We start from the raw sequence: 13,278 nt of genomic DNA, 5'->3' as shown, positions 1-13,278 counted from the left end.
CTCTACATGATTGCTCAACCTCTTTGCTACGAACAAACTCTGCAGTTCTGGAGGACTTCATGCCGCATGCGGTAACCCTCATCCCTGGAGATGGGACCGGACCGGAGATCACCACGGCGACCCGCCGCGTGCTGGAGGCGACGGGGGTAGAGTTCCGCTGGGAGGTCTGCCAGGCGGGCATGGAAACCCTGGAGAAACAGGGAACGATCCTGCCCGAAGACGTTATTGAATCAATCAAGCGCACCAAGGTAGCTCTCAAGGGACCGATTACCACGCCTGTTGGCAAAGGAGTGCGCAGCGCCAACGTCACACTACGCAAGAAGCTGGATTTGTATGCCAACGTCCGCCCCGCCAAAACCTACCCAGGGCTCCGCTCCCGCTATGAGCATGTTGACCTGATCATTGTGCGCGAGAATACTGAGGATCTCTATGCTGGCATTGAATTTCAGCGCGGCTCGTCCGAGCTGACAGAGCTGATTGAGCTGGTAGAGCGCACAACCGGGACGCGCCTGGACCCCGAATCGGCTATCAGCCTCAAGTATATTTCGGTGGCCGCCAGCCGCCGCATTGTTCGCTTCGCCTTTAACTATGCCCGTGAGCATGGTCGTCGCAAGGTCACGGCTATTCATAAAGCGAATATTATGAAGTTCTCCGATGGCCTCTTTCTCGCCACTGCCCAGGAGGTGGCCCGCGAGTATCCCGATATCCAGTTTGAAGACCGCATTGTTGACAATATTTGTATGCAGCTCGTACAGAAACCGGAGCAATACGATGTCCTGGTGCTTCCCAATCTCTACGGAGATATCGTCTCCGATCTGTCGGCGGGTCTGATTGGTGGGCTAGGCGTGGCGCCCGGGGCCAACATTGGCAACCACTACGCTGTCTTTGAGCCGGTGCACGGCAGTGCCCCAAAGTATGCCGGTCAGAATAAGGTCAATCCGATGGCTATGATGTTTTCCGGTGTACTGATGCTGCGTCATTTGGGTGAGAAGGAAGCGGCCAATCGACTGGAGAGGGCCATTGCTCAAGTGATCGCTGAAGGAAAAAACGTTACCTACGACCTGAAGCCGCGTCCCGATGATCCGACAGCGGTCGGTACTTCCCAGGTAGCTGATGCGGTGATCGAGAAGCTCCAGCGCCTCTGAGCGGCGAGGCCGGCCCGGCCTGTCGCTCCGTCCACTCGAGATCGAGAGACAGGCATTCGCAAGCGCTCGCCGCCCTCATGAGATGGACACTGCCAGGCGGCTGATGAGACTCGCTTCAGAACGCCGTTCTTCGCTTCGTCAGTGGCTGGCATCTCCTCCACTGCTGAGGTGGGAACTTGAAACGAGCCCCTGGCTTCCCTACTCGTGGCGCCTGTCTCCCCTTCTCGGTGGCTCGGCTTTCCTTGCCCGCTCGCGCGGCTCGTCAGGCGGTCACGATGATGGTGGCTGTCATGTAGGTATGAATGCTGCAGTGGTATTGATAGGTTCCCGCTGTGGTGAAGAGCAAAGTGAAGGTTGCACCCTCCTCAATGGTGCCAGAGGCGGAGAAGGCTCCATTGTTGCTCGTGACAGTATGCGGCGCATCCGATTTGTTGAGCCATGCGACCCGTGTACCTTTCTTGATGGTCAGCGTCTGGGGTGAGAACTGGTAGCGATCGTTCTGTTCAATAATCTGCACTTGCACGGTAGCAGCAGTGCCGGAAGCTGACTGAGTGGTTTGGGACGTCGTGGTCGGGGACGGGTTGGACGTGGGCTGACTGCTGCTGGATGTCGGAGTGATACCGCTACCAGTGGAGGGACTTCCGTTGCCACAAGCTGCCACGAGTAAGGTGACAAGGACGGCCATCCCGAGCAAGAGAAGCCAGGCTCCGGCTCGCTGGCGCTGCCTGCCTGAGCCGTGCCCATCGTCATGAAGTGCCAGTGTCTGGCGCAGGGGGTTGAAAGGCATATTGCGCTCCTTATCCCGCTGAATGAATGATATTGGTGAAGGGACACACCTCTTCTGTGTCTGTGAGCAGGCGAGGCGGCGCCGTCTCTTGGCCTGTCGCTCTAAGGGCAATACGCTGGGAGGTTACACACAGGCAAGGCCTGGAGGAGGCCAGGAGCTGCCTGTAGCGAGGGGGCAGCGCCCCCATTCCGCTCGCCTGCTTGTTGAGACGAAAGTTGACTGAAGGTCAGCTGTGGGCGGGAGAGGGCGAGAGCTGAAGGAATGGGGAGCGCTGCTTCGCAGCGCGTCAGGGGCGAGAGCGCTGGCTAGCGTGTTGTCTGAGCTTGAGAAGCGCCCAGGCCACGGCGCCACTTATGGCGCGCCTGGATATAGCGCACAGTGCCAGAGCGCGAGCGCATCATAATAGAGGAGGTGCGAGCGCCCCAGCCGAAGTACTGGACGCCATCGAGCAGCTCTCCGCTGGTAATGCCCGTGGCCGCGAATGAGACATCGTTACTGTGCACCAGATCATCGATGGTCAAGACCTGATCGAGGTCGATGCCTTCGGCTTTGAATTTCTCACGCTCCTCATCTGAGCGTGGCCAGACCTTGCACTGCATCGCGCCGCCCAGGCACTTAATAGCAGCTGCGGCCAGCACGGCCTCCGGAGCGCCGCCGATTCCCATTAAGACATCGACGCCGCGGTAGTCTTCCATAGCGGCCAGAATCGCCGCGGCCACGTCACCATCGCTGATCAGGCGGATGCGCGCCCCTGCCTGGCGGATCTGGCGGATGATCTCCTGGTGGCGCGGTCGATCCAGAATGATCACCGTCAAATCGTCGATCTGAGCGTCCTTAGCCCGGGCGATTCGCTCCAGGTTCACGGCAACTGGGGCGTTGATGTCGATGACATCCTTAGCTGCGGGACCGACGGCGATTTTCTCCATATAGAAGACTCCGGGCGGTGCAGAGTACATGGTGCCGCGCTCAGCGGTAGCAACGACCGCCAGCGCGCCTGGCAGGCCCAGGGAGAGCAGGCGTGTGCCATCGATCGGATCGACCGCGACATCCACTTGCGGTGGAGAGCCGTTTCCGACGCGCTCTCCGATATAGAGCATGGGCGCCTCGTCCTTCTCGCCTTCACCGATGACGACGACGCCATCCATGTCCACGCCATCAAGGGCCTGGCGCATGGCGTCCACGGCGGCCTGATCGGCCTTCTCCTTATCTCCCCGTCCCATCCAGCGGCCTGCACTCAGGGCTGCTGCCTCGGTAACACGTACCAGCTCCATTGCTAAGTTACGCTCTTTGGTACCGGATTGCTCAAAACGTATATTCGTCATACGGCCTCCTCTCAAACGTCTGAAGCTGCCTTAGAGTTCTACATAACGCGGTTGGACTCGGCAATGTTCAGCGATCATAATCGCCCGAACCTGCTCGACCGCCTGGGCAAGCTGGCCCTCGCGGTTAATGACCAGATAATCGTACCAGTGGTACTGGGCCAACTCGTTGGCCGCATCAGCGAGACGCCGGCGGAATTGCTCCGCGTCTTCGGTCTGTCGCCGGCTCAAGCGCTGAGCCAGCTCTTCCTGCGTCTCGGGGGCCAGAAAGATAAGGATGGCCTGGGGAATCTTGCGCCGGATGGTGGCGGCACCCTGCACATCAACCTTGAGCAGGACATCGCGACCTGCTGCCAGGTTTTCCTTAATCTGGCGTCGGGGCTGCCCGTACCAGTTGCCATGAACATTGGCATACTCGATCAGCTCGTCGTTGACCACGAGCTGCTGAAATTCCTCGTAGCTGATAAAATGATAAGGGTGGCCCTCGCTCTCCCCAGGCCGGGGAGCGCGAGTTGTCACCGAGGTCACCACATGGAAGTCCATACCTTGCCGTTTCAATGCCTCGATGACGCTATCCTTGCCCGTCCCCGAGGGGGCGGACAACACAAAGAGCAGTCCTTGCTTCTCCGCTGGCCGGAGTGTGGTACTCTCTCTCTCGGCTGTAGGCTCCATCTCAAGGTGCATGCTGCTTTTCCCGCTCTGCTGTGCTATGCTCCGCTATGCTGCTGTCCCAAGGTGTATCCCTGGCAGGCCGCCTGAGCTGATCCGCTTCTCCCACGCAGTGCAGAGAAGAGGCTCCTCCTTCCCTGGAGAGTGACCTGATTAGTGGGTTGTGATGGACGTCCCTGTCTGCTGGTGTATTGACGTTTGTGATTGCTCTTGGCCTGCTCAGGCGGGTGGCTGAGATCCCCTGCCTGACAACTGCCGCTCGGAGGGGGCTGACAAACCGAGCCCCTGGCCGCTCGGGTAACCGAGCCGACCAGATAAAGCGATCGCTCAGCTGGCTACGCGGGCATCGCGACGCGCAGATGAGGCTTCCCGGGAGCACAACGCTTGCGAAGAAGGCTGCGCGAAGGAGGGGCCGCTCTGCTCTCCCTGGCGCCTGCCCGGCGTAAGGGATGAACCAGGACTGCTATAATTGTACAATATCCCGAAACGCTATAGCCACCGGTGAGGTTTCTCGCATGTATGTCGACGCCATCACCCTTGCTGCTGTCGCTGACGAATTGCGCGTGCTCTTAACTGGTGCACGTGTTGAGACAATTATCCCGCCTACGGAACACTCCATTGCCATCGAGTGCTACTGTCCGCCGCGGATGGGCGAGGATGAGAAAGGGCAGAAGCGCTGGCTCTATCTGTCAGCCCATCCGCAGCTGGCGCGCTTGCATCTGACACTGCGCAAACCGCCGCGCGCAGTACCAGAGCCCCCGCCCTTTGTGATGCTGCTACGTAAATATCTAGAGGGGGCGCGCCTTGAGGCCGTCGAGCAGCCGCGCTGGGAGCGTGTGCTTCATCTGATCTTTCGGGCGCGGGTCTGGCGTGACAATGGAGATGAAGCGCCTGCCGTGGAGGCGGAGGAGCAGGCTGGGCGCGCCAGGCAGGGGCCAACTGCCAGCTATCAGCGACTGCGCCTGATTGCTGAGATCATGGGGCGTACCAGCAATATTGTGCTCTGCAATGAGGAGGGTCTGATTCTCGGCTGCCATAAACGCATTGGGGCAGACATTAACCGCTATCGTGTAATCATGCCGAACGTTCCCTATGTACCGCCGCCTCCTCAGCAGCGTGCCTTTGCCGGTCAACTCCTGCCGCGTCTGGAGCCGACGACTGTCACCGCGGCCCAACTGTCCATCATTCCCGGCAATGAGGGAGGGGAGTCAGCCCCTGTAGAAGGAGGAGAGAGCATCAAGGCTGCACCGGGGCGCAAGGAGGCGGCTCCGAAGCTCTGGCAGCTTCTCGTTCGTCACCTCCTTGGTTTCAGCCCCTTGCTGGCGCGGGAGGCGGTCTATCGCGCGCTGGGCGACAGCGAGGCCGGGCTGGAGCTTCGTCAGGAACAATGGGAAGAACTGGCCTGGAATATTCGTGAGCTGGCTGCCCTCTACGATACCCACCGCTGGCGCCCACAGCTCGTGGAGCGTCTAGAGCCAGCCTCTGTGCCGGTGGTAGAATCAGAAGCGCGAGGGACGCCACTGGCCTTTGCCCCCTATGTGCTGGAGCAGTATAGCGCGATGGAGGGGGTGCGCATTCGCGAATCGCCGTCGATCAACGTGCTGATCGACGACTTCTATGCCCGTAACGAGTGGCTCGCTGCTCTTGAGAGCAGACGAGCGCCGCTACGCAGGTTGCTCCAGACCCAGATAGAACGCTGCCGGCGGCGCGCTGCAACACTGGAGGAAGAGCAGCGCGCGCTTGCTGAAGCGGAGAACTATCGTCGGCAGGGTGAACTGTTGCTAACCTTTCAACGTGAGATAGAGCGGGGGCAGACGCAGGTCCGCCTGCCTGATCTCTTTGCCGCCGACGTGGCCCAGGACAATCTTCCCGAGGTCACTATCGAACTTGATCCGCGTCTCGATGCTGTGGGCAATGCCAACCGACTTTTTGCCAGATATCAGAAGATGCGCCGGGCGGCGGCGCTTCTGCCCGAGCAAATAGAGCGCAACCGAGCGGAGCTGGCCACGCTAGAGCAGCTGCTGACCGACTTGCAGCTGGCCGAGACGCCGGATGAGATCGAGCTGGTCAAAGCCGAGATCCAGGCCGCTGGCTATCTACATGAGAAGAAAGGTTCTGAGGCACAGACGAAGGCGGGGAAAAAGAAGGCGGGCCGTGGAAAAGCTCTACCTCCTGGAGGGGGTGTCCCGCTCTACATCCAGAGTCGCGATGGCTTCACTATTCTGGTGGGACGTAACAGCCGGCAGAATGAAGAGGTTACCTTCCACCAGGCGAGTGGCAACGATATCTGGCTGCACGCTCGCGGCGTGCCGGGCGCCCATGTCATTATCAAAGCGGCGGGCCGCCAGGTGCCACAGAGCACTCTTGAGCAGGCGGCCAGCCTGGCAGCCTATTACAGTCAGGCCCGTGACGACAGCAGCGTGCCCGTTGACTACACGCTCCAGCGTCACGTGCGCCATATGAAAGGAGGTGGCCCGGGCCTGGTCGTCTACGATCACGAGCGAACCATCCACGTGCGTCCCTCAGCGTTCACGTGAGGAGCCGATGCCCATCTCCTCCCGGTACTTGGTCACGGTACGGCGGGCCAAATGAATGCCGCGCTCGGCCAGCAAGCGGCGCAGCTCCTCATCGCTCAGGCGTCGCTGAGGTGCCTCCTGCTGAATAATCTCACGCAGAATATCCTTGACGCCAAGCGAGCTGTCAAAAAAGTCGGAGAAGGGGATCAGGCGTCCGTTGGGCAGCAGAGCGTACTTGTTCGCGGTGGCGCGACTCACTGTACCCTCGTCGAGGCCGAGGCGAGCCGCCACCTCGGCCCGAGTCAACGGGCGCAGGTAGCGAATCCCTTTCTCTAGAAAATCGCGCTGCTGTTCGACGACGACCTCCGCCACTCGTTTCAGGGTGCGCCAGCGGCGCTGAACACAGTCGATAAAAAAGCGTGCTCGGTCGCTCTGTTGGGAGAAATAGCGCTGCAGGGTGAGATTTGCGCTCTCGCCCTCTGCTGCGTGATAGCCGTGATTGACCGTGAAGTGATAGCGTTTCTCTTCGATGAGTTCGACCTCGAAGCCGTTATCGCCACGGCGGATAATGACGTCTGGGCGCACGTACATGGCGCTGCTCTCGCGTTGAGAGGCCTGGCTATCCAGGCGGTAGGTATGGGCGGGGAAGGGGTACAAACGGCTGCGGATGTAAGCACTTGCAGCGCGGACTTCCTGTTCAGGCACCTTCAGCTCGCGCGCAATCTCCTGGTACTGACTGCGCCCCAGGCGATCGAGATAGCGCTCGATCAGCGTACGGGCCAGCGGATGCGGGGTCTCCTGTTCGGTCAGTGCTTCCAGCTGGATCAGCAGGCACTCGCGTAGATCGCGGGCGCCGATGCCTACTGGTTCCAGGGTCTGGAGTTGCTTGAGGACGTACTCGACTCGCTCGAGCGGGACATCGAGGTAGCGACTGATCTCTGCCGTGCTGATTTCCAGATATCCCCGCTCGTTCAAGTTCCCAACCAGGTGTTCGGCAATGGGGGCCTCTTCGGGAGGAATAAGGGCTTCCAGCTGTTGAAGTAGGCGTTCAGCTAGAGATTCGGGCGTCGCGATTCGCGCCAGAGGATCATCCTCGGCCTCGGCATCGGCCTCGACGAAGCCATAATTGTCCATATCGTAGAAAGGCTGGAGGAAGCGTTCCCAGGCGACGCCGGCGCCATTTTCGACGGGGGGCGTAGCGCTGCCCTCTGAAGCCCCGGCTGTCGCATAGTGGCCGCACGAGGTGCAGGCACTGCCGCTACCGCGGAGCAAGGTCCCACAGAAGAGGCAGACGCGCTGCTCCTGAACCTCCAGGGCCGGATTCTCGGTCTGCTCTTGGGTAATGCAGCGCTCCAACTCATCGGAAGACAAATGCAGGATCGTACTCGCTGTGATCAGCCGCGCGCTGACTCGCAGGGTCTGCTCTGGACGCGGCGTTGGCTCCAGTCGCATGCGTTCTCCTCCTCCCTATCCTGCTGACCAACCAACCCTTTCTTTCCGAAAGAGTAAGCGTCGTGCTTTGCAACAAGTTTTTGAAGGCGCACGGAGCTGCCTGATTACAGCCAGCCGCGGCTATCCAGTGCCGCGTGGGCGGCTTCCTGCTCGGCTGCCTGTTTATTACGTCCCTGGCCACGACCGATAACCCGCTCGCCGAGGAGCACCTCGACTGTGAACTCACGGTTGTGAGAAGGGCCTTCCTGGCTGACCAGGCGATAAGAGGGAGTAATGCCCTCGCGAGCCTGAGCCAGTTCCTGGAGCAGAGATTTGCTATCCTTAAAGAGGCGCTTCTCAACAATAGTGCGGGCTAATGGCTCCACGCGGGGGATAATCACACCACGCACCGCCTCCAGCCCTTGATCAAGGTAGATCGCTCCCAGCAGAGCCTCGAAGGCCGAGGCAAGCACGCGCTGGCTGCCCCCGCTCTGCTGCTCGCCCTTTCCGAGGAGCAGGAACGAACGCAAATTCAAGTCACGTGCAAACTGGGCGAGGGTCTCCGTCTTCACCAAAGCGGCACGCAAATTGCTCAGCTCGCCCTCATTGAGCTGAGGAAACGTGCGGTAAAGGAAATCAGCGCAGACAAAAGCCAGGATCGAATCGCCGAGGAACTCCAAGCGTTCGTTCGACTCGCGCCCGGCGCCGGGTGTTTCATAGATATAGGAGCGATGGGTTAGGGCCAGTTGCAACAGTGCAGGGTCGCGAAAATCGATACCCAAGGCCTCTTCCAGTGCTCTATATCCTGCTGCCATTGTCGTTAATACACCTCCAGTGACACCTGTGCCTCCTCAGTATGTCTGGTTGTCACCTCGCCGATGAGCCAGAACGGGGTAGAGGACTCCAGAGCGGCCAGACGGGGCCACAGCTCTGGAGCGATCGCTGCCAACAGACCGCCCGAGGTCTGCGGGTCCCAGAGAATTGCCTCTGCCACAGCGTCCAGTTCCTGACTCAAACGGACATGAGGGCCAAAATAGGCCCGATTGCGGCTCGTCCCGCCGGGAGTGCAACCGCGCGCCGCGTATTCCGCAGCATGGGGCAACAGTGGCAGCGCAGAAAACGTCAGGCGCATGCTTGTCAGGCTCTGAGAGGCCATTTCCCAGGCATGGCCGAGCAGGCCGAAACCCGTCACATCGGTCACGGCGTGCACACCTCCACTGGTGGCAGCCAGCTCTGCCAGAGCGCGGCTGGCTTCGCGATTGAGGCGCGTCATCGAGGCTACGGCAGCCGCCAGATCCTCCTCAGTGACCTGATCACGCTTGTGGGCTGTGGTAATCAGACCCGTGCCGAGCGGTTTGCTCAGGACTAGCAAGTCGCCGGGTTGGGCGCCGCCTTTCGTAAAGATGCGTTGTGGGTGAACGCTGCCGGTGACGGCCAGCCCGTACTTTGGCTCGCGGTCGCTGACTGTATGCCCTCCAGCGATGACCGCCTGGGCACGGGCCACCGTCTCAGCTCCGCCGCGCAGAATCTCGCTCAACAGCTCCATTTCTAGATCATCGGGCCAGGCGACCAAATTGATGGCCATCAAGACCTCGCCGCCCATAGCGTAGACATCGCTCATGGCGTTGGCGGCAGCAATCGCGCCAAAAGCATAAGGATCATCTACCACGGGCGGGAAGAAGTCCGCCGTGCTAATGATCGCCTGCTGCTCGTTGATCTGGTAAACTGCCGCATCATCGGCAGCACTCAAACCGACGAGCAGGGAGGGCGGGACACTCTGGGCTTTCAGGGGACGCAGAACCTGCGCCAGGGCCTCCGGGCCCATTTTGGCCGCTCAACCGGCACAGCTGGCGAGCGAGGTTAAGCGAATATGCCGACTGGTGCTCATAGCTGGAATGTTCCGTGCTTGATAACCCGTTTGAATCAGGTGCAAGGTCATTGTAACGCCTTGGGATAAGGCTCGTCAACGTTGTGTAGACGGACCGTTCTCACTGTGCTACTCTATATTCAGCTGTGCGGGCCTGAGCAGGCCAGGCAATCGCGGGTCATGTCTGCCGAACGTTCCCAATCCTTTGGCCTTCCAGCCCTGCGTACAGGCGGGCCAGGAGAAGGGGCAGCCGGCTGCTGACTCGAGGAAAGTCCGAACTCCACAGAGCAGGATGCTGGCTAACGGCCAGTGGGGGTGACCCCAAGGAAAGTGCCACAGAAACGATACCGCCCGCCGGCTGAGAGGCCGTTGCGGGTAAGGGTGAAATGGTGGGGTAAGAGCCCACCGGCAGGCGGGTGACCGTCTGGCCGGGCAAACCCCATCCGGAGCAAGACCGAGCAGAGGGAGTAGCATCCCCGCTCGTGGGCTGCGCTGGAGGCTACGAGCGCAGGGATGCTCGCAGGTTGCTCGCCTGTTACCCCTCGGGTTGGTCGCTAGAGGCGGCGGGTAACCGTCGTCCCAGAGAGATGATTGCCGCCCGGGTCACCGCAAGGTGGCACGGGAACAGAATTCGGCTTACGGCCTGCTCAGACCCGTGCAGCAGGCTTTGCTTCTAACCGCACTTCTCCTGCTGTCCCTCTGGCCTGAACTTTGCTGCTTCTGGCTTTTCCTCTCTCTTTTTCACCCTGCTGGTTAACAGTCTTCCGCTATGAGAGCATCTGGAGTCCTCTTGGTCGAGAGATGAACAGCCTCCCCTCACTTCATCTGCAGTACTGCAGCGAATTTTTCGCCCCGGTATATATTGAAATGAGATGATCATTGATGATATTCTTTTATTAAACAGGAATGTTCTAGTGTAGCTAGCTATCTCCCTGGAAGCATCCCGGGCTGGCCATATCTGGCGAGGAGCACTTAGCTATGGGGCACATGCTCACAAAGATCAGTCGGGCCTATCGCTTTTTCTTACAGGCTGAGCAAGAGAACCGCATTATTCAGGATAGTGAGATTCAGGCCGCAACGGGCTATACTCAGGGAACGGCGCACGTCTATATCCAAAAAAAGTGGTGGTGGTTTCTCTCTCCCTGCCCAGGTGGTGGCTATCGTGTTCAGGGATTGTGCTTGTATTCCTTTGAAGAATTTCTTGATCTTCATCGACAAAAGAGAGCACCTCTTCGACAAGATCCCCTGTATTCTCCTTCCTCTCCTGAAAGGATGATTATCTCCTTCCCACCACATCTTGCTTCCTGGCTACGCTCCTGTGCCTTGCAGAAGCGTCGGAGCGTTCATGAGGTGGTGATTGAGCTGATTGAGCAAGCCTTCCAGAGCAGGGGACCGGGTTTGCTACCTCATTAGATCGTGGTCCTTGGGAGCGTAGTCGAGAATCTGGCCGCTGGCCGGCTCGGATGGAGGGGTACCAGAGGCAAGGCGCTTGCGTCAGGAAAAGCAGGCTTCTGTTGACACCCTTCCACCGAGATCGCCGACAGCTTGTTGTTTTGCTGCCTGGTCTCTGGAGGTGAATTTCTAAGCAAGGCCTGTGGTCAGCCTGTCCTGGGACCTCCTTGTTGCCAGGATGGCTCCGTGTCCGTGTGCACTAGCGGTCGTGGTGGCCTTTCTTGCTAGTCTCTTGCTGCTTGTAGAAGCAGATCGGCAGCGGGCCAGCAGGGTGGCGAAGAAGCAAAAAGCGGCAGGTCAAGGGCCTGCCGCTCTGCTCTGCTTTCTGGCTTAATCTATCTGCATTATCTGCTGATCCGATCGTGCTCGATCAGCCAGCGGATAAAGTTAAGTCGACGGCTTTCCTCTAAAATTTCGCGATATTCGACTTGCTCATCGACATGGTCTCGCAGATAGAGAAGCCGCTTGGCTTCGCTTTCTGTGAATCCCAGTGACAGCAGGCGTTCGAAGTCTGCGTTATCGGTCGCGTAGAGACGGTCCGGCATGATAACGGCGCTCCCTCTATTCTGGACTACCAACGGATTGAGCAAGCGTCTCCTATTATCGCTCTGCTTAATTATAGAGACGCTTGAAACCGTTCACAGGATACAACATCTTTTCGCCCTTCCAATATTTCTCAGCTGGAGAGTTGGAAGTGGCAATCAAGAGGTGGTGACCCTGTTTTCCCCGTATCCTGCCTGGTCGCTAGTGGAATTTTGCCAGTTGCCAGAGTGCCCGGGCGGGATGCTTGTCCACGGGCACGTAGGCAGGCAGACAGGTAGGGCGCGGCGGTTTCTTCACGTCTCCGACCTTAAGAGTAATTCCCTTTAGTATAGACGAATTATATCGCTCCAAAGTAAACCCTTCAAGGGGGGGGCAGGCGTTGGCCCAGCAAGAGCAAGCGTGCCGCTCGTTCGCTGGCATCGGCCAGCAGAGAAGCGGCCTGGGTCATGGCCTCGTTTAGCGAGAGGGGGGCGGGCAGCAGGGACATAACCGCCTCGACTCCCAGAGAATAGACCACCTGGTACTCCTCTCCCAGACTGCCAGCCAAGGCCAGGACGGGGACACCGCAGCGCTGGGCCAGGGAAGCCACGGCGCCTACACTCTTACCGTAGGCGGTCTGGCGATCGATCTGTCCCTCGGCTGTCACGAGCAGACTGGCTCCCTGCAGACGCTCTGCCAGGGCTACGGCTTCCAGCACGAGGCTGGCCCCTGGGCGGAGGGTGGCCTGAAGGAAGGCCAACAGACCGGCCCCCAGTCCGCCGGCGGCTCCGGCCCCGGGAATATCGCGCACGTCCCGGCCCAGGTCGCGTCGAATGATCCTGGCGTAGTGATCAAGGGCCGCGTCCAGCTGAGCAACCATCTCGCTAGTGGCCCCCTTCTGAGGGCCGTAGACCGCCGAGGCCCCCTGGGATCCACAGAGGGGATTGGTCACATCGCAGGCGACCTCGATCTGACTCTCTCGCAGGCGTGGGTCAAGTCCATCCGGCACGATGCGGGCCAGGCGCGCCAGAGCAGCCCCGCCATAGGGAAGATCCTGCCCTTCGGCATCGAGCAAACGAACCCCAAGAGCCTGGGCCATACCGGCCCCGCCGTCATTGGTCGCGCTGCCGCCGATACCGATGATCAAATGGCGGCACCCGTGGTCCAGCGCGGAGCGGATCAACTCACCTACGCCATAGGTCGTTGTCAGGCGAGGATCACGTCGCTCTGGAGGAACCAGTGGCAGGCCAGCGCAGGCGGCCATCTCAATCACCGCCGTTTGCCCGTCGCCGAGCAGCCCGAAGGTTGCTTCCACTGGCTCTCCCAGCGGCCCTGTAACCCGCTCATGTAAGAGCTGCCCGCCAGTAGCGCTGACCAGGGCTTCAACGGTGCCCTCGCCACCGTCAGCGATAGGGACGAGGTCAAACTCAGCAGTTGGCAGCACTCTCTCCAAGCCATGAGCAATGGCCCGGGCGGCCTCGGGAGCCGTCAGACTTCCCTTGAGGGCCTGGGGGGCAATCACAATACGCATGGCTGGCTTCCTTCCTCTCTGCTCTTCGCCTGTTCTTCT

Annotated in this window: 11 protein-coding genes and 1 other RNA gene; 4 read left to right on the top strand and 8 right to left on the bottom strand. The window is 59.9% G+C overall.

Annotated features, from left to right (window positions below; genetic code table 11):
* Positions 1 to 59 precede the first annotated feature (59 nt).
* Positions 60 to 1,145 (top strand): isocitrate/isopropylmalate dehydrogenase family protein, encoded by a 1,086-nt coding sequence (locus KTAU_RS00810; RefSeq protein WP_151726598.1) that lies wholly within the window; start codon positions 60 to 62, stop codon positions 1,143 to 1,145.
* A gap of 262 nt (positions 1,146 to 1,407) precedes the next feature.
* Here the strand turns inward: KTAU_RS00810 and KTAU_RS00805 are convergent, their stop codons facing one another.
* The 3 genes from KTAU_RS00805 to gmk all read right to left on the bottom strand — a co-directional run bounded on the left by KTAU_RS00805 (position 1,408) and on the right by gmk (position 3,923).
* Entirely contained in the window at positions 1,408 to 1,932 is a 525-nt protein-coding gene (locus KTAU_RS00805; RefSeq protein ID WP_151726597.1) for a cupredoxin domain-containing protein, read from the bottom strand.
* Positions 1,933 to 2,237: 305 nt separating this feature from the next.
* Positions 2,238 to 3,254, bottom strand: a complete 1,017-nt coding sequence (gene glpX / locus KTAU_RS00800; RefSeq protein WP_151726596.1) for a class II fructose-bisphosphatase — start codon at positions 3,252 to 3,254, stop codon at positions 2,238 to 2,240.
* Positions 3,255 to 3,284: 30 nt separating this feature from the next.
* Positions 3,285 to 3,923 carry a guanylate kinase gene (gene gmk, locus KTAU_RS00795; RefSeq protein ID WP_170292959.1) on the bottom strand — a complete coding sequence of 213 codons (639 nt, stop codon included), beginning with the start codon at positions 3,921 to 3,923 and terminating at the stop codon, positions 3,285 to 3,287.
* A gap of 512 nt (positions 3,924 to 4,435) precedes the next feature.
* On the opposite strand from gmk, the gene KTAU_RS00790 reads away from it, so the two are divergent.
* Entirely contained in the window at positions 4,436 to 6,457 is a 2,022-nt protein-coding gene (locus tag KTAU_RS00790) for an Rqc2 family fibronectin-binding protein (protein ID WP_170292958.1), read from the top strand.
* Here KTAU_RS00790 and rpoN read toward each other — a convergent pair.
* The 3 genes from rpoN to selD form a co-directional block, all read right to left on the bottom strand.
* On the bottom strand, positions 6,443 to 7,888 hold the full coding sequence (gene rpoN / locus KTAU_RS00785; protein ID WP_151726593.1) for an RNA polymerase factor sigma-54: 1,446 nt from the start codon (positions 7,886 to 7,888) through the stop codon (positions 6,443 to 6,445). The genes KTAU_RS00790 and rpoN overlap by 15 nt on opposite strands.
* Positions 7,889 to 7,992: 104 nt before the next feature.
* On the bottom strand, positions 7,993 to 8,682 hold the full coding sequence (gene rnc / locus KTAU_RS00780; protein WP_151726592.1) for a ribonuclease III: 690 nt from the start codon (positions 8,680 to 8,682) through the stop codon (positions 7,993 to 7,995).
* Positions 8,683 to 8,687: 5 nt separating this feature from the next.
* Entirely contained in the window at positions 8,688 to 9,755 is a 1,068-nt protein-coding gene (gene selD / locus KTAU_RS00775; RefSeq protein ID WP_151726591.1) for a selenide, water dikinase SelD, read from the bottom strand.
* A gap of 216 nt (positions 9,756 to 9,971) precedes the next feature.
* Here selD and rnpB point away from each other — a divergent pair.
* Both rnpB and KTAU_RS00765 read left to right on the top strand, forming a co-directional pair.
* An RNA gene (gene rnpB / locus KTAU_RS00770) (RNase P RNA component class A) lies at positions 9,972 to 10,388 on the top strand.
* 324 nt (positions 10,389 to 10,712) lie between these two features.
* The gene (locus KTAU_RS00765; protein ID WP_151726590.1) at positions 10,713 to 11,147 is read left to right on the top strand and encodes a TIGR02452 family protein; all 435 of its coding nucleotides are present in this window, start codon (positions 10,713 to 10,715) and stop codon (positions 11,145 to 11,147) included.
* A 383-nt stretch (positions 11,148 to 11,530) separates the two neighbouring features.
* On the opposite strand, the gene KTAU_RS00760 is transcribed toward KTAU_RS00765, so the two are convergent.
* Together KTAU_RS00760 and KTAU_RS00755 are read right to left on the bottom strand one after the other, a co-directional pair.
* On the bottom strand, positions 11,531 to 11,731 hold the full coding sequence (locus KTAU_RS00760; RefSeq protein WP_052888571.1) for a hypothetical protein: 201 nt from the start codon (positions 11,729 to 11,731) through the stop codon (positions 11,531 to 11,533).
* Between the two features lie 359 nt (positions 11,732 to 12,090).
* Positions 12,091 to 13,239, bottom strand: a complete 1,149-nt coding sequence (locus KTAU_RS00755; protein ID WP_151726589.1) for a glycerate kinase — start codon at positions 13,237 to 13,239, stop codon at positions 12,091 to 12,093.
* Positions 13,240 to 13,278: the final 39 nt, after the last annotated feature.

Source organism: Thermogemmatispora aurantia (assembly GCF_008974285.1).
Lineage (GTDB): Bacteria > Chloroflexota > Ktedonobacteria > Ktedonobacterales > Ktedonobacteraceae > Thermogemmatispora > Thermogemmatispora aurantia.
The sequence above is the reverse complement of the archived record's forward strand: the minus strand, read 5'-3'. Positions and strand labels throughout refer to the sequence as shown.

Excerpts from the sequence above, each read along its gene's own strand:
- gmk (WP_170292959.1), bottom strand. The coding sequence starts at position 3,923 with ATGGAGCCTACAGCCGAGAGAGAGAGTACCACACTCCGGCCAGCGGAG.
- KTAU_RS00810 (WP_151726598.1), top strand. The coding sequence starts at position 60 with ATGCCGCATGCGGTAACCCTCATCCCTGGAGATGGGACCGGACCGGAG.
- KTAU_RS00790 (WP_170292958.1), top strand. The coding sequence starts at position 4,436 with ATGTATGTCGACGCCATCACCCTTGCTGCTGTCGCTGACGAATTGCGC.
- KTAU_RS00760 (WP_052888571.1), bottom strand. The coding sequence starts at position 11,731 with ATGCCGGACCGTCTCTACGCGACCGATAACGCAGACTTCGAACGCCTG.
- KTAU_RS00765 (WP_151726590.1), top strand. The coding sequence starts at position 10,713 with ATGGGGCACATGCTCACAAAGATCAGTCGGGCCTATCGCTTTTTCTTA.
- KTAU_RS00805 (WP_151726597.1), bottom strand. The coding sequence starts at position 1,932 with ATGCCTTTCAACCCCCTGCGCCAGACACTGGCACTTCATGACGATGGG.
- rnc (WP_151726592.1), bottom strand. The coding sequence starts at position 8,682 with ATGGCAGCAGGATATAGAGCACTGGAAGAGGCCTTGGGTATCGATTTT.
- KTAU_RS00755 (WP_151726589.1), bottom strand. The coding sequence starts at position 13,239 with ATGCGTATTGTGATTGCCCCCCAGGCCCTCAAGGGAAGTCTGACGGCT.
- rpoN (WP_151726593.1), bottom strand. The coding sequence starts at position 7,888 with ATGCGACTGGAGCCAACGCCGCGTCCAGAGCAGACCCTGCGAGTCAGC.
- glpX (WP_151726596.1), bottom strand. The coding sequence starts at position 3,254 with ATGACGAATATACGTTTTGAGCAATCCGGTACCAAAGAGCGTAACTTA.